Origin of the sequence: Pseudomonas syringae pv. cilantro (genome assembly GCF_001293775.1) — a bacterium.
Lineage (GTDB): Bacteria > Pseudomonadota > Gammaproteobacteria > Pseudomonadales > Pseudomonadaceae > Aquipseudomonas > Aquipseudomonas syringae_P.
The window spans coordinates 78,931-95,715 of record NZ_LGLN01000099.1 but is presented as its reverse complement, the minus strand read 5'-3'; the positions used below and the strand labels follow the sequence as shown (position 1 = coordinate 95,715).

The following is a 16,785-nucleotide window of genomic DNA, read 5'->3' as shown; positions in this document are numbered from 1 at the left end:
TGGCATCGTGCGCACAGACACACGAGCCCGTTGACCGATCTTTGCCTGCCTTTCTACAACGATTCCAAAAGGAACAGACATGGCTGATCCGATTCGCTACAGCTTTGGTGCCGACGAGCACTTGTTTGCCGAGGTCAGTGACAGCATGTCGCTGGAGGCTTTTTTCACCGGCATGGCCGTGACCCGCGCGGTCGAGCGCCTGGCGCTGGACGGCGTGCTGGACGTGTGCCTGGCAAACGCATCGTTTCAGATCCGCTTCGATCCGGACCGTGTCGCGCCTCACGCATTGCTCGAGGCGGTACGCGAAGCGGAGGCCGGGGCGGTCGCCGAGCGAACCCTGCAAACCCGGATCATCGAGATTCCGGTGCTCTACAACGATCCTTGGACTCACGAAACCCTGATGCGCTTTCGTGACCGGCACCAGGACCCGAGCGCCACGGACCTGGAGTACGCTGCCCGGATCAACAACCTCGCCGATGTGGAGGCCTTCATCGCAGCGCACAGCGGCGCGCCGTGGTTCGTGTCGATGGTCGGTTTTGTCGCCGGTCTGCCGTTCATGTTCCAGATGGTCGAGCGTGAACGACAGTTGCAGGTGCCCAAATACCTGCGTCCGCGCACCGACACGCCGAAATTGACGCTGGGACACGGCGGTTGCTTCGGCTGTATCTACTCGGTACGCGGGGCAGGCGGTTATCAGATGTTCGGCGTTACCCCGGCCCCCATTTATGACCCGCAACAAAAGCTGGCGTACCTGAAAGAGCACATGGTGTTTTTCCGGCCGGGCGATATCGTGCAATTCAAGCCGGTCGACCGTGAGGCTTATGACCGTGCCGTGGCCGAGGTAGAAGCGGGGCGCTTCGATCTGCGCATTCGTCCGGTCGAGTTTTCCCTGGATGCCTTTCTGGCCGATCCGGTCGGTTATCCCAAATCGTTGCAGGAGGTGCTGGCATGATCAAGGTCATCAAACCGGGCCTGGCCACGTCAATTCAGGACCTTGGCCGCGAAGGCTATTACCACCTGGGCATTCCACCGTCGGGCGCGCTCGACCAGTACGCGCTCAGCGCGGCCAATCAGCTGGTCGGCAATCCGCCAGGCGCCGCAGCGCTGGAGTGCACACTGGTCGGGCCGGAACTGGAGTTTCAGTGCGACACGCTGGCAGCCGTCTGTGGGGCACACATGGCCGCGCGGCTGGACGGTGTGGAGATGCACCATGACACCGCTTTTGCGGTCAGGGCAGGGCAGGTATTGCGTTTCGACTTTCCCAAGGACGGTGCGCGTACCTACCTTGCAGTCGCGGGCGGTATCGATGTGCCGCTGGTGCTAGGCAGCCGTTCGACCTACACACTGGGCGCGCTTGGCGGTTTTCAGGGTCGCAGGCTGGCGGCTGACGACCAGTTGCCGATAGGCACTCCCAGCGGCAAAGGGCGTGCCGGGGCGAGTCTGCCCATGGCGCTGCGCCAGTCGCTGGGCGGCGAGGTCTACCTGCGCGTGGTGCCAGGCTTGTATTACGAACGCCTGACCGAGTTTGCCGCGACCAGCTTCTTCTCCGAGTCGTGGACGGTGGGCTCTGAAGCCGACCGCATCGGTTATCGCTTCAAGGGGGGCCGCGCATTGACCTTTCAGCCTCGCGAACAGCCGTTCGGCGCAGGCTCCGATCCCTCGAACATTGTCGACAGTTGTTACCCGATAGGTTCGATTCAGGTCCCGGCCGGACTGGAGCCCATCGTGTTGCACCGGGATGCCGTTTCGGGCGGCGGTTACGCCATGATCGGCACCGTGATCAGCGCCGACCTTGACCTGATCGGCCAGATGCAGCCAAACCAGAAAGCCCGCTTTGTCGCGGTCACTCTGGAAGATGCCTTGCTGGCGCGAAAATCGTACAAAAAGAAACTCGCCTGCCTGAGCAAGCTGTTTGCGTCCTGACGCGATCAGCGGGCAGGGCGCAGAGGTAGTGTCCTGCCAGCTTTCTCTCGCGAGTCCGTCAGTCGGCCTGCGCGGGCGTCAGTTGCTTGAGCAATCGGGTGCGGCAGACGTCGAGTATCTCGTCCGCCAGTGGTGAGTGGTCCGGGCAACTGCGCGACATCAGCACCGCGCCCAGCGCATGGGCGAATGTATCAATGGTGTTTGCCCGTGCCCGCTGGCGTGTCTCATCGTCAGCGTCTACGGGCGCAAAGGCCGCCAGCATCTGCTCGATGCCGTCCGCAAATGTCTGTTTGACATCCACTGACTGTCGCGCTGCGTCGCCGCAGAGCGCAGCCATGGTGCAGCCTGTTCCGGGGTTGTCGCGGTGTTCTCTGGACAAGTAGTAATCGATGAACTGCGCAGGATCGATAGCCTTCGATTTCTCCGCCGTCTGCGAGATCGCGCAGGCCGCTGCCTCAGCCATCAGATCGGATTTCGAACCAAAGTGCTTGTAGAACCCGCCATGGGTAAAGCCTGCCGCTGCCATCAGATCCGCCACCCCGACACCGTCGTAACCGTGCTCGCGAAACTGGACGGCTGCCGTCTCGACAATATGTGCCCGGTTTGCCTGAGCCTGCGCTTTGGTGACTCTCATGTGCGTTGCCTCTTTCGTCTGCTCCGTTCGACAGGCCGTCAATATAGCATTGATGTTGACCATCATTAAAGCGGTTGACAGTTAAGATGTCGATCGTAATTATATTGACGGTTCCGGCGTTGATTGCCGCAGACCGATTCCCGATGACTTTACCCAGAGGCACAAAGCATGAACTACCAACTGTTTGGGAAAACCGGGCTCAGTGTTTCCCAAGTCGCACTGGGTACTGGAAACTTCGGCACTGGCTGGGGTTATGGTGCCGACCCGGACGCCAGCAAGGCGATATTCAATGCTTATGCCGACGCGGGTGGCAATTTCATCGATACCGCGGATGTCTACCAGTTTGGCCAGTCGGAAGAGTTGCTCGGTACGTTGCTGCAAGGTCGGCGTGATGATTTCGTTCTGGCGAGCAAGTTCACTAACAGTGCCGCGCCTGTGCCCAACCGCCTCGCAACTGGCAACAGCCGCAAGGCGTTGGTGACCTCGGTGGAGGCAAGTCTCAAGCGTTTGAAGACCGACCGGATCGATCTCTACTGGGCGCACCACCCGGACGGTGTCACACCAATGGAAGAGATTATTCGGGGCTTTGAAGACCTGGCCCGTGCCGGAAAGATTCTTTACGCCGGGCTTTCCAACTTCCCGGCGTGGCGGCTGGCTCGCGCTGTGACGTTGGCCGAAATCAGTCGCACACTGCCTGTGGCGGCCTGTGGCGGCAGCTCAGTTCGAGCACAGCCTGGTCCATCGCGAGCCTGAAGCCGATTTATTCCAGGCCGCTCATGCGCTGGGCCTTGGCGTCGTGACCTGGTCGCCGCTGGGCGGCGGCATGCTGACCGGCAAATACCGACAGGGCGAGACAGGCCGGGCGGAAGGTTTTGGCGGCAAGGTCTTTCAGGCGGAAAACTCGGCACAGCGTACGCTGATCCTTGATACCGTCCTTGAAATAGCCGCTGAGTTTGGCGTCAGCGCCAGTCAGGTTGCCATCGCCTGGGCGGGCACGCACGGCGCGGTGCCGATCATCGGGCCCCGTACGCACGAGCAGATTGTCGACAACCTCGGCGCCTTGTCGCTGACCCTGGCCGACGAGCAACTCCAGCGACTTGACGCGGTCAGCGCTCTGGATCCCTCGGTGCAGGCAAGGTCGTTAACGAGCGCTGCCTGACCGTGCATGAAAAACAGCCCGATTTTCGGGCTTTTCAGCGCTCAGGCAGGCCGGTCAGCGCAGATCTTCAATCTTTTGTTGAAAGTGTTAATGTATTCCCCGCGTTTTTCTTTGCAACCAGAAAGACCAAACTGTCCGCCGTCCTGTCTACCCCATCATGCTTGAGCAGTGTGTCCTGACGAACGTCATTACACGCTGTGCGCACCAACTGTCCTGTCGATGAACAGCCTGGCTGGCTCATCAGGAGAAAAAACATGCATCGAAAAACCCTGTCCGCAGCATTGACCATCCTTTCGGCAACCAGTCTTGCAACCTCATTGGCCTATGGCATGACAGCCACCGCACTGCCTGAAAACGCTCCGGCAGACAAAAGCATTGGCCCGCTTGAGCAGGTTCATGCCTTCTACGATGCGATGCCTACCGGCGTGACAGTGTCCGAAACCGGGCGAATCTTCGTCAACTTCCCTCGCTGGGGTGACAAGGTGCCGTTTACGGTGGGCGAGCTTCGCGATGGCAAAGTGGTGGCTTATCCGGATCAGGCAGTCAATCAGGAAAACCCGAAAGACCCCGGCGACGGTTTGATCAGCGTGCAAAGCGTGGTTGCCGATGGCAAGGGCCGCGTCTGGCTGCTCGACACCGCAGCGCCGGAGTTTTCTTCCCCACGACCACGGGGCGCCAAGCTGGTTGCGGTCGACCTGGCCAGCAATCGGATCGTCAAGCGGCTGATATTTCCGGACAACGTCATATTGCCGAGCACTTACGTCAACGACATGCGCTTCGACTTTCGCCAAGGGTCGCAGGGGACTGTCTACGTTACTGACTCATCGGTGAGCGGGCCAGGGGCAATTATTGTCATGGACATTGCCAGCGGCCACGCCGTGCGGCGCCTGAGCGGGGCAAAGGCAACCTCTGCTGATCCCGCTTTCGTGCCTGTTGTCGAAGGCGTGCCCGTGCTGGGTGATGGCCCGGACGGAACGCGCAAACCGGTCCATGTAGCTGCAGACGGCATTGCGTTGTCGGCAGATGGCAAGACGCTGTATTTCTCGCCACTGTCCAGCCGCCACCTGTATTCCGTCGCCACCGAGCTGTTGAACAACAGCGCTGTGAATGAGCAGCAACTGGCAGCCGCCGTTCAGGACCTGGGTGAAAAGGGCGCTTCCGATGGTCTTGAGGCTGATGCAGACGGCGCTGTGTATGCGGGTGACTACGAGCACAATGCCATACGCAAGCGCTTGCCGAACGGCGTCTGGCAGACAGTCGCTCACGATCCGCGCATGTTGTGGCCCGACACGCTGTCGGTGGGGCCGGACGGATATCTGTATTTCATCGTCAATCAGTTGCACCGTCAGGCGGGTTTTAATGCAGGCCAGGACAAACGGGAAAAACCGTACAGTCTGCTGCGCGTGAAAATCGACGCCAGGCCCGCGCCTACACTTTGATCAAACTGAATCAAAACTGAATCGAATAGCGGAGAGTTGATAATGGGTACGCCGACACAGCCAGTGGTCTTGATCGCGGTACTGAAAGCCAAAGCGGGCAAAGAGTCCGCATTGAAAGACGCGTTATCGGCGCTGGTGCCGCCTACCCGAACAGAGCCGGGAAATGTCGAATACGTGTTATTCGAAAAGCGTGACGAGCCGGGGACGTTCTACATGCGTGAATGTTTCAAGGATCAGGCCGCACTGAACGCCCATGTTGCAGCACCCCACTATCAACAATTTGCCGCTGCAAGCAGCGAGTTGCTTGCAGAGCCGCCGCAACTTGTTTTTCTTGATCAGGTATCAGACTGAGTCTGTACCAGGGCCCGGCATGTCCGGGCCCGTCAGGCATTTCCAACGCGTTGGCCGTATACCCGAACTGGCCGGAAAAACACCTTCGAACGTATGACGGGCAACATCTTTCAAGAGATAGGTATCATCGCCGATACACGTTTCAATCATTGCTTGAGAGAGAGTTTCCGTGCTTGCTATCAACCCCAATACCCGTACCGGGAGTGAGCTGTCATTGCTCAAGGACGCCGCAAAAGCAGAGCCGGCAGACCAGGCAATCGCGTCTTCGACAAGCTCGCAAACCGCCGTAGCGCCAGAAGGCGTGAAAGTTTCTCTGTCGACTGCCAGCCTCAACAAGTCTGCTGCCGAGAGCGACCCGAACCGCGATATCAAAGAAAGCAATCTGCCGGATAACGTCAAAAACACGCTGATCCGTATTCGTGAGTTAAAGCAGCAAATTGCTGAAAAAAACCGCCGAGTTGCAAGTCGTGATGGCAGATAGCAGCCTCTCGCCTCAAGCAAAGCAGGCCAAGGTAGGTTCGCTGCAAACAGTTCTGGCTACGCTGAATGCCGGACTGATGACCGCCAGCGCAGCACTGGAAAAAGCGTCAAACAGTGGCCAGATGACTGACGATCAGGTCAGTCAGACTGCTATGTTGTCAATGAAAGGCTGAGCACTTCGACGGTGATGTGGTTTCTGTCAATGTCATTGTTTGCAGGTTTTTTGAAGCAGATAAGGCTTAGTACTGACCAGGCCTTGTTTTTCGGGCCAACGCTCAATACCTCGGTTTGACGGCCTTCCAGTCCGGCTGGTACTTCTGCATCTGTTTCACATCATCGCGCTGACGAATGCCGCAGCTGTGGTACTGGTCGTTGAGCTTGCCGAGCTGGTCGTAATCCAGCTCAAGGCCCAGGCCGGGCGCGCGGGTGATGCTGACGCAGCCGTCGACAATCGGTAGTTTGCCGCCCTTGATGACTTCTTCGTCCGCTTCCTGCCACGGGTAATGTGTGTCGCAGGCGTAATCCAGATGGGGTACCGAGGCGGCCACATGCGCCATGGCCATGAGGCTGATGCCCAGGTGGGAATTGGAATGCATCGACACGCCAAGGCCAAAGGTGTCGCACATCTTCGCCAGCGCTTGGGTGTCGCGCAGGCCGCCCCAGTAATGGTGGTCGGCGAGGACTATCTGCACGCTGTTCAGGGCCACGCTGCGGCGAAATTCGTCGAAGTCGGTGACCACCATGTTGGTCGCCAGCGGTAGCCCGGTGCGTTTGTGCAGTTCGGACATGCCGTCCAGGCCTGGGGTCGGGTCTTCGTAGTACTGCAAGTCATCGCCGAGCAGTTCAGCCATGCGAATCGAGGTTTCCAGCGACCAGTTGCCGTTGGGGTCGATGCGCAGTGGGTAACCGGGGAAAGCCTTTTTCAAGGCCTTGATGCACGACACCTCGTGTTCAGGGTTCAGCGCGCCGGCCTTGAGCTTGATGCTCTTGAAGCCATAGGCCTCGATCATGCGCCGGGCCTGAGCGACGATCTGTTCTTCGTTCAGCGCCTCGCCCCAGCTGTCTGGTGGGTAGGGCGTGTCGATGTGCTGCGCGTACTTGAAGAACAGGTAGGCGCTGAACGGGATCTGCTCACGAATCGCGCCGCCGAGCAGGTCCACCAGGGGCAGATTCATCGAACGCGCCTGCACATCCAGAAAGGCCACTTCGAACGCCGAGTAGGCATTGCTCACCGCTTTGCTGGCATGCGAGCCCGGTGCCAGCTCCGCACCGGCCAGGCTGGCAGGTTTGTGCGCTGCAACAGTCGCCTGAACGATGCTGCGCAATTGATTGAGGTTGAAGGGATCAAGGCCGATCAACTGGGGCTGCACCTGTTGCTGAATGGCCAGCGCCGGGGCGTCGCCGTAGCTTTCGCCGAGGCCGATGTAACCGCTGTCGGTTTCTACTTCGATGATCGAGCGCAGCGCGAAAGGTTCATGAATGCCACTGGCGTTGAGCAATGGCGGGTCGCGAAAGGCGATTGGGGTCACGGTGACACGGATGATTTTCAAAAGGCGGTCTCCCAAGTGTTCAAGATTCAGGGTTCAGGGTTTGAGGCTGGAAGGGGCGGCGAGCGGAGCAGCCTTGTGCAGTCCGGCTGATTCGGCGTTTGGCGGACGGCGCGTGTCACTCTGCGGCGTCGTGCGAGCGAAGAAAATCACGATAGCCGCCAGCAGCGAGGTGGCGGCCAGCCCGTACAGACCGCCCTGAATCGAGCCGGTGGTCTGCTCCAGAAAGCCGAAGGTAGTGGGTGCGACAAAGCCGCCGAGGTTGCCGATGGAGTTGATCAGCGCGATGACCGCAGCCGCGATGCGTGCGTCCAGATAGCCCTGCGGAATCGGCCAGAACAGTGCCGAAGCGGCCTTGAAGCCAATCGCGGCGAAACAGATGGCGACGAACGCAAAGACCGGGCCGCCAATGGTCGACATGAACATGCCGACCGAGGCGATCACCAGCGTGACGGCAACCCAGGCTTGCTGATGCTTGAAGCGGGCGGCGAGGGCAGCAAAACCGTACATGGCGACGATCGAGATGATCCACGGCACCGAGTTGAACAGCCCGACCTCGAAGTCGCTGAAACTGCCCATCTTGCGGATCATGCTCGGCAGCCAGAAGGTTGCGCCGTAGATGGTCAGGGCGATCGAAAAATAGATGAAGCAGAACAGCATGATCTGTCGGTCCGCGAGCAGCCTGAGCAGGGTCGGCCGAACGGTTCGGGAGGCTTCGCGCAGCCCTTGTTCTTCGGCGATGGCGCTGGTCAGTGCGGTTTTTTCTTCATTGCTGAGCCAGGTCGCTTCGTGCGGGTGTGACTGCAGCCAGAACCAGACAAAGCCGCACAGCACGATCGAAGCGAAGCCCTCGATCAGGAACATCCACTGCCAGCCGTGCAGGTTCAGCCCTTCGACGCCAAGCAGCGCGCCCGACACCGGGCCGGAAATCACCGAAGCAATCGCCGAACCGCTGAGAAAAAGCGCCATGGCCTTGCCGCGATCACTCGAAGGCAACCACTGGGTGAAGTAGTAAATAATCCCCGGAAAGAAGCCGGCCTCCGCTGCACCGAGGATAAAGCGCAGCACGTAGAAGCTGGTTTCGCCCTGCACGAAGGCCATCGCCATGGCGGCCGCGCCCCAAGTGAACATGATGCGGGTCAGCCAGGCGCGGGCACCGTAACGTTGCAACAGCAGGTTGGACGGCACTTCAAACAACGCATAGCCGACGAAAAACAGACCCGCGCCCAGCCCATAGGCCGCAGCGCCAATACCCAGATCGGTTTCCAGATGGCTGCGCACAAAGCCGATATTGACCCGGTCGATATAGTTGACGATGAACATCACCACAAACAGCGGCAGTACGTGGCGTTTCACCTTGGACGCGGCGCGGGCAAGCACTGCGCTATCCGTAGCGTGAGGGGCGGTATTCAAGAGGTGACTCCCATTCATTTCGTTGTTTTTTTGGGGATGAGTCGATCATGAGTGCGTGTATTATTCCCGTCCAATCCAGTTAGTGACTTGATTGATACCTTTGTTGTCTTAATCGCGGTGCGCTTTTTCAGCGATCAACACCTTCGTTATTGCCTGAAGGCACCCTCTGTATAAGTGCTGCATGTTTTTAAGTTAAGCGTTAAGACTTGGTCGGGGGTGTTAAAATGTTGATCGTAACGTGAGCGTGACAGTTGTGCGTGAAGTGCGTGTTTTTTTGTCAAAAGTTTGTATTTTTGAGTGATTCCACTTGTCCGATATTGCGCGTCAGTGATGTGGGCGGTGTTAGGCACGTCTTTATTTGAGCTAGCCTTACAATTGATGACATTCCGTCATTACTGTCGGCCATGTAAAGCGTTGCCGATAACTAATTGTTCAGCACATTTCATTAAAATGGAGCTATACGCATGAACGTTAAACTCAAGAGTATCTCAGCAAGCCTGGTTATCATGGCGGCGTTGATGGGCAATGCCTACGCAGCGATTAACGGGTGTCCGGCCGTTACTGAAATAACGCAATCGCCCGAAGGCAATGGCTATCTTTACAAGGCTGCCGGACCTGGCGGGCAGGCGTGGGGTGGTGAAAATCCGATGACGGATGAAGTGGACCTTGAAAAACTAAAATTTACGGTGGCCGCTGTTCGATCCAATGCCAAGGGTGAGTATTTTGTAGCGTGTGACTACGAGGGCCTGAAGAAAGATGGTGTCAGGTTGATATTTAAAACTCAGGCTGTACCTAATACTTCAGGTGCCGGATGGAAAAACGAATGTAAGGCCGATGATCCGAAACTCTGCGCCTTTGAATAACCAATGCTGCTGACGGGCGTTGAATGCTGGCTGTTTGTTTTTTGTCAAACCGCGCTGGGTTGGTCGGGCAGTTGCGGTACTCTGGGCGGGCCCCTTGATTGATACCCGGAGTGGATCAATGTTCGAGCTTTCTCAACTGCGCTGCTTTACCACGGTGGCCACCGAGCTGAATTTCCGGCGCGCCGCCGAACGGCTCAACATGACCCAGCCACCGCTGAGCCGGCAGATCCAGTTGCTGGAACACAATCTCGGCGTCGAGCTGTTCACACGCAGCACCCGCAGCGTGGCGTTGACCGCCGCAGGTCGGGCCTTTTTCATCGAGGCGCAGACCTTACTAGAGCGCGCGCAGCAGGCAGCACTTTCCGCCCGGCGCTTTGCGGAAGGCGACATCGGTTCGGTGACCATCAGTTTTGTCGGCAGCGCGGTGTACGAATTTCTGCCCAGAGTGATTGCCGAAGCGCGGCTCAAGCAGCCGCAGGTGAAGATCTCCCTGAGCGAAATGAATACCTATCAACAGCACGAAGCGCTCAGGGCGCGACGTATTGATCTGGGTGTCGTGCGTGCGCCGCTTTTTCAACCGGGTTACGAGAACGAGTGCCTGGTGCGTGAGCCTTTTGTGCTGGCGGTGCCGGGCAGTCATCCGCTGGCCCGTGTGCAGTCGGTCAGGGTTGAGGACCTCGATGGCGCGCCGTTTCTGATGTATTCGCATTCAGCCTATCCACCGTTCAACGAACTGCTGACCGGTATGTTTCGTTCCGCACGAGTTGCGCCGGAGTATGTCCAATGGCTTGGATCGTCACTGACTATTCTGGCCCTGGTCAACGCCGGGATGGGGCTGGCACTGGTTCCGCGCTGCGCTACCAATGTGGTGTTCAAGGATGTGGTGTTCCGCGATATCGATCTGGGCGAGGGCGTACAGAGCGAGCTGCACCTGGTCTGGCGCTCCGACAATGACAATCCGGCCTGCAGGATGCTGCTTGAAGCGATTCGCGCAGCGGTCAGGGCGGATGAAAGGTGAAGCGAAAGGCCATGCGCGCTGCTGGCATCAACTATCATTGGTTCAGTCGATAGTCATCATCAAGCAAGGCAAGTTCTGTTTTTCCGGCAAAGGAGGAGGATGGCGTCATAGCCACTTGCTCCAAAGGGAGACGAAGCGATGAGAATGCTCAATCTGTTGACGCTTGCTGCCGTATTAAGCACAGGCTTTGCGGTCAGCGCGCCGGCCAATGCTGCCGTTTCTCCCGCGTTTGTCTCCGCCGGACAGTCCTGCCATTTCACGCCAGTAGCCGACAGCGCCGCCGCGCTTCAGTACAGGCAATCGGTGGGCGTGTTGTACAGCGAAAACACGCTCAGCAATCTGCAGTATCTGAACAATTACCACTCGGTTGCGCTGCGGAGTGGTCAGAACGGCGCACTTGATTCGCGCATTCGTAACGCATTCATCAACAGTTCTGATCCGAAACTGGCGACTGACTGGCTGATCGGCTCACTGCAAAAAGAATTTGCCACGGTGACCGTCTACGACACTCTCGACACGTTGATGCAAGCGCGCCCGGACGTGATCGTAATGCTCGACACTTACAACCGACTGGTGAGCAAACGCAACAGTCAGGTCGAAGCGCGCTTCATGGCCCGTTTCTACGACAACAACCTGCAATACATCGGCAAGGCAGAAGGTGAAGTGGTGCGGGAACTGACGTCGGTCTGGGTGCAAGGCAAGGCTGCTCCGGAAATTGCCGCGCAGATTGACCAGCAGCGCGAATTGCAGGTGAATGCCTTGAAGCAGTTCGATGCATCGCTCAAGGCGCTGGTGGTGCAGGCTGATCGTGATCAGGTGGCGGCGAACTAGTTCGGTACATCGAATGGAGTTTCTGCCATAACGCGTCACGAATGGCATTCCCACTCAAGCTTGCGCAAAGAGGCGCGTCCAGATTTGCTGTTTATCCAGTCAAACCGATACACGGCTATTTTTCACTGTTAAGAATAAGCCACACCCGCCGACAGTATGACAAGCAGCATGCCACTTGCGCGCCTTGAATGTGGTAATGAGAAGCCTTGCGATGCCGAGAAAAGTATTGGGTGCCTTGCGCACCTTGATGTCCGTGCCCCACGATAACCCCAGGCTGTTGCAGGCCCAATATGTAGCGCTGTCCCGTCAACTGCCGTTGATGTACTTCGTGCTGCTGGTCAATACCTGGGCGTTGGCTTTTACTCATTGGATGACTGCCCCGACATGGCTGACCCTGCTGGTACCCACGCTGCTGACGATTATCTGCGGTATCCGGGCGCGCAAATGGTTGCGCACGGTCAATAAACCACCGCCGTCGCCGCAGATCATCCTCGAGACGCTACGCGGCACCAATAGCCTGGCAGGTGTGATCGCGGCCGGATTCGCGGCCTGGTCGCTGTCGCTTTACCCCTATGGCGATGCCTATGCTCAGGGACATATCGCATTTTTCATGGGCATCACCGTCATCGTGTGCATCTTCTGCATGATGCACCTGAGACCCGCAGCGCTGACGACTGCGTTAGTCGTCAATACTGCGTTCGTGATCTTTTTTGCCTCCACGCACAACCTGACGTTTATCGCCACAGCCGTGAACATCGTGCTGGTGTCGATCGGCATGTTGATCATTCTTCAATATCAGTACCGCGATTTCACCAGCCTGGTGGATGTACAGGTCAAGACCGAACAGCTCAGTAATGAAAATCTGCTTTTGGCTAATCAGGACAGCCTGACCGGCCTGCCTAACCGCAGGCAGTTTTTTCATACGCTGGACACGGCGATGCAGGAAGCCATGCAAAAGCAGACAGGGCTGGCCGTGGGTGTTCTGGATCTGGACGGGTTCAAACCGGTCAATGACTTGTATGGGCACCGCACCGGCGACCGGCTGCTGATACTGGTGGCCGAGCGCCTGATGACGATGGCGAGCGATACGGTGCATGTGTCGCGCCTGGGCGGTGACGAGTTTGCGCTGGTCATAAAAGGGGATGTCGGCAAGGACGCACTGCTGACATTCGGCAAGCATCTCTGCAAGTTGATGCACGACAGTTTCGAACTGTCGGACATGCCGATTCAGATTGGCGCGACGCTTGGCATCGCGACCTTTCCCGGGACTGCCGATAACGCGACGCAATTGTTCGAATATGCCGACTACGCGCTGTATCAGGGCAAGAACCATAATCCTGGAGCGACCTGCCTGTTTTCCGCTGCCCACCGCGAACAACTGCATGCCGACGGCATTACCGAACAGGCGTTGCGCCGGGCCAATCTCGACACCGAGTTTCACGTGCTGTTTCAGCCGATCATCGAGAGTTGCACCCGTGAAACCGTTGCGTTCGAAGCGCTGGCACGCTGGAACAGCCCGGAGCTGGGCTCGGTATCGCCTGCGCATTTCATCCCGATTGCCGAGCGCATCGGCATGATCAACAAGCTGACCGGGCCGTTGCTGACTCACGCGTTGCAAAAAGCGCTGTTCTGGCCGGCGCCGATCAGGTTGTCGTTCAATCTCTCGGCGCATGACTGCGCGACTTGCGAAAGCGTCAATCTGATTGTCGGGATCATCGAGAGCAGCGGCTTCGATGCCTCTCGCCTCGACCTGGAGATCACTGAAACGGCCATCATGCAGGACATCGCGCAGGTGCAGCAGGCGATTACCCAGTTTCGCCAGTTGGGCTGCGGTATTTCGCTGGATGACTTCGGCACGGGTTATTCCAGCCTCAGCCAATTGCACGCGCTGGCGCTGACCAAACTGAAGATCGACCGCAGCTTCGTAACCGGTGTGCACAACAACCCGGCCAGTTACAAGATCGTCAAATCGCTGGTTGCGCTGAGTCTGGACATGTCGCTGGGCTGCGTGATCGAAGGCGTTGAAACCCAGGATGAGCTGAACGCGCTGACCTCGCTGGGTTGCACCATGGTGCAAGGCTTCTTCTACAGCCCGCCGATCAGTTTCGAAGAAACCCTGATCTGGCTCGACACCCCGGACGATGAGCGCACTTTCGGTTATGCCGCGTCCTGTCGTATCTGATCGCCTTGTTTTGCAGCATTCACTCGCGTGTTCGTGGGTTAATATGCGCCTTTTGACGCTCTGGGAACCCCGTTCATGACCAAGCCCGGACAGACTGTCCTTGTCGCGCTGCGCAAGATGATTGCCTCCGGCGAGCTGGCGGCTGGCGCACGATTGATGGAAGTGCCGACTGCCGAACTGTTCGGTGTTTCGCGCATGCCGGTGCGCATGGCGTTTCGCACGCTGGAGCAGGAAGGGCTGCTGGTGCCGTCTGGCGGCCGGGGTTTTCAGGTGCGTTCGCTCAGTGCGCAGGAAATTGCCGGGGCGGTGGACGTCCGTGGTGTGCTGGAAGGTCTGGCGGCGCGGCAGATGGCCGAGCGCGGGGTCACACCGCAGGCCAGGGCCGAGCTGAAACGGTGCCTGGTGCAGGGTGATGAGTTGTTCGACAAGGGGCACGTCACTGAAGACGACCTCGAGGTGTATCACGACATGAACATGCGCCTGCACCGGATCATCGTCGAGGGCAGCGGCAACCGGGCAATCGCGGATGCACTGGCCCGTAACGATCATCTGCCGTTTGCGTCGGTTACTGCACTTGCGGTGGATCGTAACAATCTGATTCGCGAGTACCGCCGTTTCAATTTCGCGCACATGCAGCATCACGCCGTGGTCGATGCCCTGATCAATGGCGAGGGTGCACGTGCCGAAGCGATCATGCGTGAGCATGCCAATGCGACGCTGCGCTACGCCGAGATTTTCGGCACCGGCCTGCATGAGCGCATCAGGGTCATCCAGCGCGCCGAGTGATCAGAGGTCGATGATCAGCAATGGGGTCTTCGAGCGCGAGCAGCATGGCGTGAACTGATCGTTGAGCGCCTGTTCTTCCTCAGTCAGAAACAGGTCGCGGTGGTCCGGAATGCCTTTCAAGACCCGTGTCAGGCACGTCCCGCAGACACCTTGTTCACATGACAAAGGGATATCGATGCCCTGGCTTTCAAGCACTTGCGCGACGGTTTTGTTGGCCGGGATGGCAATAACCTGACCGGTGCTGGCGATTTCGATCGAAAAGCTGCCGTCGGCGCTGGTATCGATCGGCTCAGCAGTGAAGTACTCGCGGTGCAGCGTGTCTTCAGACCAGCCAGCCGTGCGCGCGGTGTCGAGAATATGTTGCATGAAGCCGTTCGGTCCGCAGACATACAGGTGGGTGCCGGGCTGTGGGGCGGCGAGCACTTCCAGGGCGTTCAGCGCAGTTTGCGGTTGCTCATCCAGATGCAGCGTTACCCGCTCGGCGAACGTCGATTGCCGCAAGCGTTGAATGAAAGCACCTCGCTCGGCGGAACGAACGCAATAGTGCAGGTCGAAATCAGCGTGCTCCAGGGCGAGTTGTTCGGCCATGCACAGGATCGGCGTAATGCCGATACCGCCGGCGAACAGCACGCTGCGGCTCGCCTCTTGTGCAAGCGGGAACAGGTTGCGGGGTTCGCTGATGCGCAACTGCGCGCCGGGATGAATGTGCTGGTGCAGGCTTCTGGACCCGCCGCGTGAAGCCGGGTCGTTGAGGACACCGATCAGATAGCGATGCCGCTCGCCGGGCGGGTTGCACAACGAATACTGCCGGATCAGGCCGTCAGGCAGGTGGACGTCGATATGTGCGCCGGCGGTGAAGGGCGGCAGTGGTTGGCCGTTGCTCTGCACCAGTTCATAGCTGCAGATGTCCAGCGCTTCGTCATTACGCGATGACACGGTCACGTCAAGCATGGTGTTTCCTCGGGTGACCGCAGCAAGGGTCACTTCTGATTGTTTTATAGCCGTTTCGGCGTGACTGTTATTTTATTTGGTCGCCATCACCGGAATCTGTTCGCCAGCGGCATGCTGTTCGGCATCGATCAAACGTTGCAGAATCTTGCGCGACTGCACGCCGCCCGCGTCGATGTTGAGCTTGAGCAGATTGCGCTGCGGGTGCTGGAGCAGGTTCTGCTGCTGGCGTTCAAGCATTTCCAGGTCTTCGCTGAAAATCTTGTGCTGGCCTTCGCGGATGGTTGTGGTCAGTGCTTCATCGGTCGGGTTGAAGTTGCGCGCCATGCCCCAGAAGTACCAGATCGAGGTGTCGGTTTCCGGGGTGATGAAATCCACGACGATGCTCGAGGCCTTGACGTCGTTCGGCGCGTGATAGCCACCTTTACCCGCGTGAGCCACACCTACTTCGATCATGACGTGGCTGGGCGGGGTGAAACGGCAGATCTGCCAGCGATCGACCGGCACGTCGTCTGCCAGATTGTTGCCACGCAGCGCCATTTTCCAGAACGGCGGCGGCATGATGTTTTCCATGTGCCGTGCGGTCACCACTTCCTCGCCCTCAACGGTGGTAACGGGTGGCGCTTCGTCGATTTCCTTCTGGCCAATACTCGATGCATGCACGTAGGTTTCGTGGGTGAGGTCCATCAGGTTGTCAATCATCAGACGATAATCGCACTGAATATGAAACAGCCCGCCGCCATACGCCCAGTCATCGCTAACCGCCCAGTGCAGATGATGAATGAGCGCGGGATCGGCATTTTCCCGGTCGCCCGGCCAGACCCAGATAAAGCCGTAGCGCTCGACAGCCGCGAACGTCTTGTTGCACGGAAAGCCGCGCACGCGCTGGCCAGGCATAGAAGCCGTCTTGCCGTCGCTGCTCATCACAAGGCCGTGGTACCCGCACACCAGTTGCCCGTTTTCAACATAACCCAGAGAGAGCGGCGCGCCGCGATGCGGGCAGAAGTCCTCAACGGCGGCGATCTGCTGGTTCTCGTCACGATAGAACACCATCTTTTCGTTGCAGATCTGGCGTCCCAATGGCTTGTCGGTGACTTCATCCGCTGTACAGGCGACGTACCAGGCGTTTTTCGGATGCATGAGGGTTCTCCACGGCTCGGTTATTAGTCTTATGGATCCACTGGTGAAAGGCTTGCGATGACTCAGGCATT

16 protein-coding genes and 1 pseudogene are annotated in these 16,785 nt (G+C 58.4%); 12 read left to right on the top strand and 5 right to left on the bottom strand.

Annotation, left to right across the window (positions count from 1 at the left end; all coding sequences use genetic code 11):
- Nucleotides 1-79: 79 nt before the first annotated feature.
- Nucleotides 80-952 carry a 5-oxoprolinase subunit B family protein gene (locus ABJ99_RS25935; RefSeq protein ID WP_054088222.1) on the top strand — a complete coding sequence of 291 codons (873 nt, stop codon included), beginning with the start codon at nucleotides 80-82 and terminating at the stop codon, nucleotides 950-952.
- The gene (locus tag ABJ99_RS25930) at nucleotides 949-1,923 is read left to right on the top strand and encodes a 5-oxoprolinase subunit C family protein (RefSeq protein ID WP_054088221.1); all 975 of its coding nucleotides are present in this window, start codon (nucleotides 949-951) and stop codon (nucleotides 1,921-1,923) included. The genes ABJ99_RS25935 and ABJ99_RS25930 overlap by 4 nt, the downstream gene beginning before the upstream one ends.
- 58 nt (nucleotides 1,924-1,981) lie before the next feature.
- Here the strand turns inward: ABJ99_RS25930 and ABJ99_RS25925 are convergent, their stop codons facing one another.
- Nucleotides 1,982-2,557 carry a TetR/AcrR family transcriptional regulator gene (locus ABJ99_RS25925; protein ID WP_054088220.1) on the bottom strand — a complete coding sequence of 192 codons (576 nt, stop codon included), beginning with the start codon at nucleotides 2,555-2,557 and terminating at the stop codon, nucleotides 1,982-1,984.
- 168 nt (nucleotides 2,558-2,725) lie between these two features.
- Between ABJ99_RS25925 and ABJ99_RS25920 the strand changes: the two are divergent.
- From ABJ99_RS25920 to ABJ99_RS29465, 5 genes and pseudogenes are all read left to right on the top strand, one after another.
- Nucleotides 2,726-3,716 (top strand): annotated as a pseudogene (locus tag ABJ99_RS25920) (aldo/keto reductase).
- Between the two features lie 254 nt (nucleotides 3,717-3,970).
- On the top strand, nucleotides 3,971-5,155 hold the full coding sequence (locus tag ABJ99_RS25915) for an L-dopachrome tautomerase-related protein (protein WP_054088219.1): 1,185 nt from the start codon (nucleotides 3,971-3,973) through the stop codon (nucleotides 5,153-5,155).
- Nucleotides 5,156-5,197: 42 nt separating this feature from the next.
- Nucleotides 5,198-5,506 (top strand): putative quinol monooxygenase, encoded by a 309-nt coding sequence (locus ABJ99_RS25910; RefSeq protein ID WP_054088218.1) that lies wholly within the window; start codon nucleotides 5,198-5,200, stop codon nucleotides 5,504-5,506.
- Between the two features lie 169 nt (nucleotides 5,507-5,675).
- On the top strand, nucleotides 5,676-5,987 hold the full coding sequence (locus ABJ99_RS29470; protein ID WP_230081101.1) for a hypothetical protein: 312 nt from the start codon (nucleotides 5,676-5,678) through the stop codon (nucleotides 5,985-5,987).
- Nucleotides 5,944-6,159, top strand: a complete 216-nt coding sequence (locus ABJ99_RS29465) for a hypothetical protein (RefSeq protein WP_230081100.1) — start codon at nucleotides 5,944-5,946, stop codon at nucleotides 6,157-6,159. Before ABJ99_RS29470 ends, ABJ99_RS29465 begins: the two co-directional genes overlap by 44 nt.
- 102 nt (nucleotides 6,160-6,261) lie before the next feature.
- Here the strand turns inward: ABJ99_RS29465 and ABJ99_RS25900 are convergent, their stop codons facing one another.
- Complete coding sequence (locus ABJ99_RS25900) at nucleotides 6,262-7,536, bottom strand: glucarate dehydratase family protein (protein ID WP_054088217.1); 1,275 nt, start codon at nucleotides 7,534-7,536, stop codon at nucleotides 6,262-6,264.
- Between the two features lie 33 nt (nucleotides 7,537-7,569).
- Complete coding sequence (locus ABJ99_RS25895) at nucleotides 7,570-8,964, bottom strand: MFS transporter (RefSeq protein ID WP_054088216.1); 1,395 nt, start codon at nucleotides 8,962-8,964, stop codon at nucleotides 7,570-7,572.
- Nucleotides 8,965-9,410: 446 nt separating this feature from the next.
- Here ABJ99_RS25895 and ABJ99_RS25890 point away from each other — a divergent pair, with 446 nt between their 5' ends.
- The 5 genes from ABJ99_RS25890 to ABJ99_RS25870 all read left to right on the top strand — a co-directional run bounded on the left by ABJ99_RS25890 (nucleotide 9,411) and on the right by ABJ99_RS25870 (nucleotide 14,626).
- The gene (locus tag ABJ99_RS25890) at nucleotides 9,411-9,809 is read left to right on the top strand and encodes a DUF3757 domain-containing protein (protein ID WP_054088215.1); all 399 of its coding nucleotides are present in this window, start codon (nucleotides 9,411-9,413) and stop codon (nucleotides 9,807-9,809) included.
- 118 nt (nucleotides 9,810-9,927) lie between these two features.
- On the top strand, nucleotides 9,928-10,827 hold the full coding sequence (locus ABJ99_RS25885; protein ID WP_054088214.1) for a LysR family transcriptional regulator: 900 nt from the start codon (nucleotides 9,928-9,930) through the stop codon (nucleotides 10,825-10,827).
- Nucleotides 10,828-10,965: 138 nt separating this feature from the next.
- Entirely contained in the window at nucleotides 10,966-11,658 is a 693-nt protein-coding gene (locus ABJ99_RS25880) for a hypothetical protein (RefSeq protein WP_054088213.1), read from the top strand.
- 211 nt (nucleotides 11,659-11,869) lie between these two features.
- Complete coding sequence (locus ABJ99_RS25875; RefSeq protein WP_054088212.1) at nucleotides 11,870-13,840, top strand: putative bifunctional diguanylate cyclase/phosphodiesterase; 1,971 nt, start codon at nucleotides 11,870-11,872, stop codon at nucleotides 13,838-13,840.
- Between the two features lie 75 nt (nucleotides 13,841-13,915).
- Nucleotides 13,916-14,626 carry a GntR family transcriptional regulator gene (locus ABJ99_RS25870; RefSeq protein ID WP_054088211.1) on the top strand — a complete coding sequence of 237 codons (711 nt, stop codon included), beginning with the start codon at nucleotides 13,916-13,918 and terminating at the stop codon, nucleotides 14,624-14,626.
- Here the strand turns inward: ABJ99_RS25870 and ABJ99_RS25865 are convergent, their stop codons facing one another.
- Both ABJ99_RS25865 and ABJ99_RS25860 read right to left on the bottom strand, forming a co-directional pair.
- Nucleotides 14,627-15,577 (bottom strand): PDR/VanB family oxidoreductase, encoded by a 951-nt coding sequence (locus ABJ99_RS25865; RefSeq protein ID WP_054088210.1) that lies wholly within the window; start codon nucleotides 15,575-15,577, stop codon nucleotides 14,627-14,629.
- Between the two features lie 72 nt (nucleotides 15,578-15,649).
- Nucleotides 15,650-16,714, bottom strand: a complete 1,065-nt coding sequence (locus ABJ99_RS25860; RefSeq protein WP_054088209.1) for an aromatic ring-hydroxylating oxygenase subunit alpha — start codon at nucleotides 16,712-16,714, stop codon at nucleotides 15,650-15,652.
- Nucleotides 16,715-16,785: the final 71 nt, after the last annotated feature.

Bases quoted from the DNA above. Each gene is read 5' to 3' on its own strand.
- ABJ99_RS25890 (WP_054088215.1), top strand. From the start codon at position 9,411: ATGAACGTTAAACTCAAGAGTATCTCAGCAAGCCTGGTTATCATGGCG.
- ABJ99_RS25930 (WP_054088221.1), top strand. From the start codon at position 949: ATGATCAAGGTCATCAAACCGGGCCTGGCCACGTCAATTCAGGACCTT.
- ABJ99_RS25885 (WP_054088214.1), top strand. From the start codon at position 9,928: ATGTTCGAGCTTTCTCAACTGCGCTGCTTTACCACGGTGGCCACCGAG.
- ABJ99_RS25895 (WP_054088216.1), bottom strand. From the start codon at position 8,964: ATGAATGGGAGTCACCTCTTGAATACCGCCCCTCACGCTACGGATAGC.
- ABJ99_RS25880 (WP_054088213.1), top strand. From the start codon at position 10,966: ATGAGAATGCTCAATCTGTTGACGCTTGCTGCCGTATTAAGCACAGGC.
- ABJ99_RS25865 (WP_054088210.1), bottom strand. From the start codon at position 15,577: ATGCTTGACGTGACCGTGTCATCGCGTAATGACGAAGCGCTGGACATC.
- ABJ99_RS25910 (WP_054088218.1), top strand. From the start codon at position 5,198: ATGGGTACGCCGACACAGCCAGTGGTCTTGATCGCGGTACTGAAAGCC.
- ABJ99_RS25860 (WP_054088209.1), bottom strand. From the start codon at position 16,714: ATGCATCCGAAAAACGCCTGGTACGTCGCCTGTACAGCGGATGAAGTC.
- ABJ99_RS25935 (WP_054088222.1), top strand. From the start codon at position 80: ATGGCTGATCCGATTCGCTACAGCTTTGGTGCCGACGAGCACTTGTTT.
- ABJ99_RS25870 (WP_054088211.1), top strand. From the start codon at position 13,916: ATGACCAAGCCCGGACAGACTGTCCTTGTCGCGCTGCGCAAGATGATT.
- ABJ99_RS25915 (WP_054088219.1), top strand. From the start codon at position 3,971: ATGCATCGAAAAACCCTGTCCGCAGCATTGACCATCCTTTCGGCAACC.
- ABJ99_RS25875 (WP_054088212.1), top strand. From the start codon at position 11,870: ATGCCGAGAAAAGTATTGGGTGCCTTGCGCACCTTGATGTCCGTGCCC.
- ABJ99_RS25925 (WP_054088220.1), bottom strand. From the start codon at position 2,557: ATGAGAGTCACCAAAGCGCAGGCTCAGGCAAACCGGGCACATATTGTC.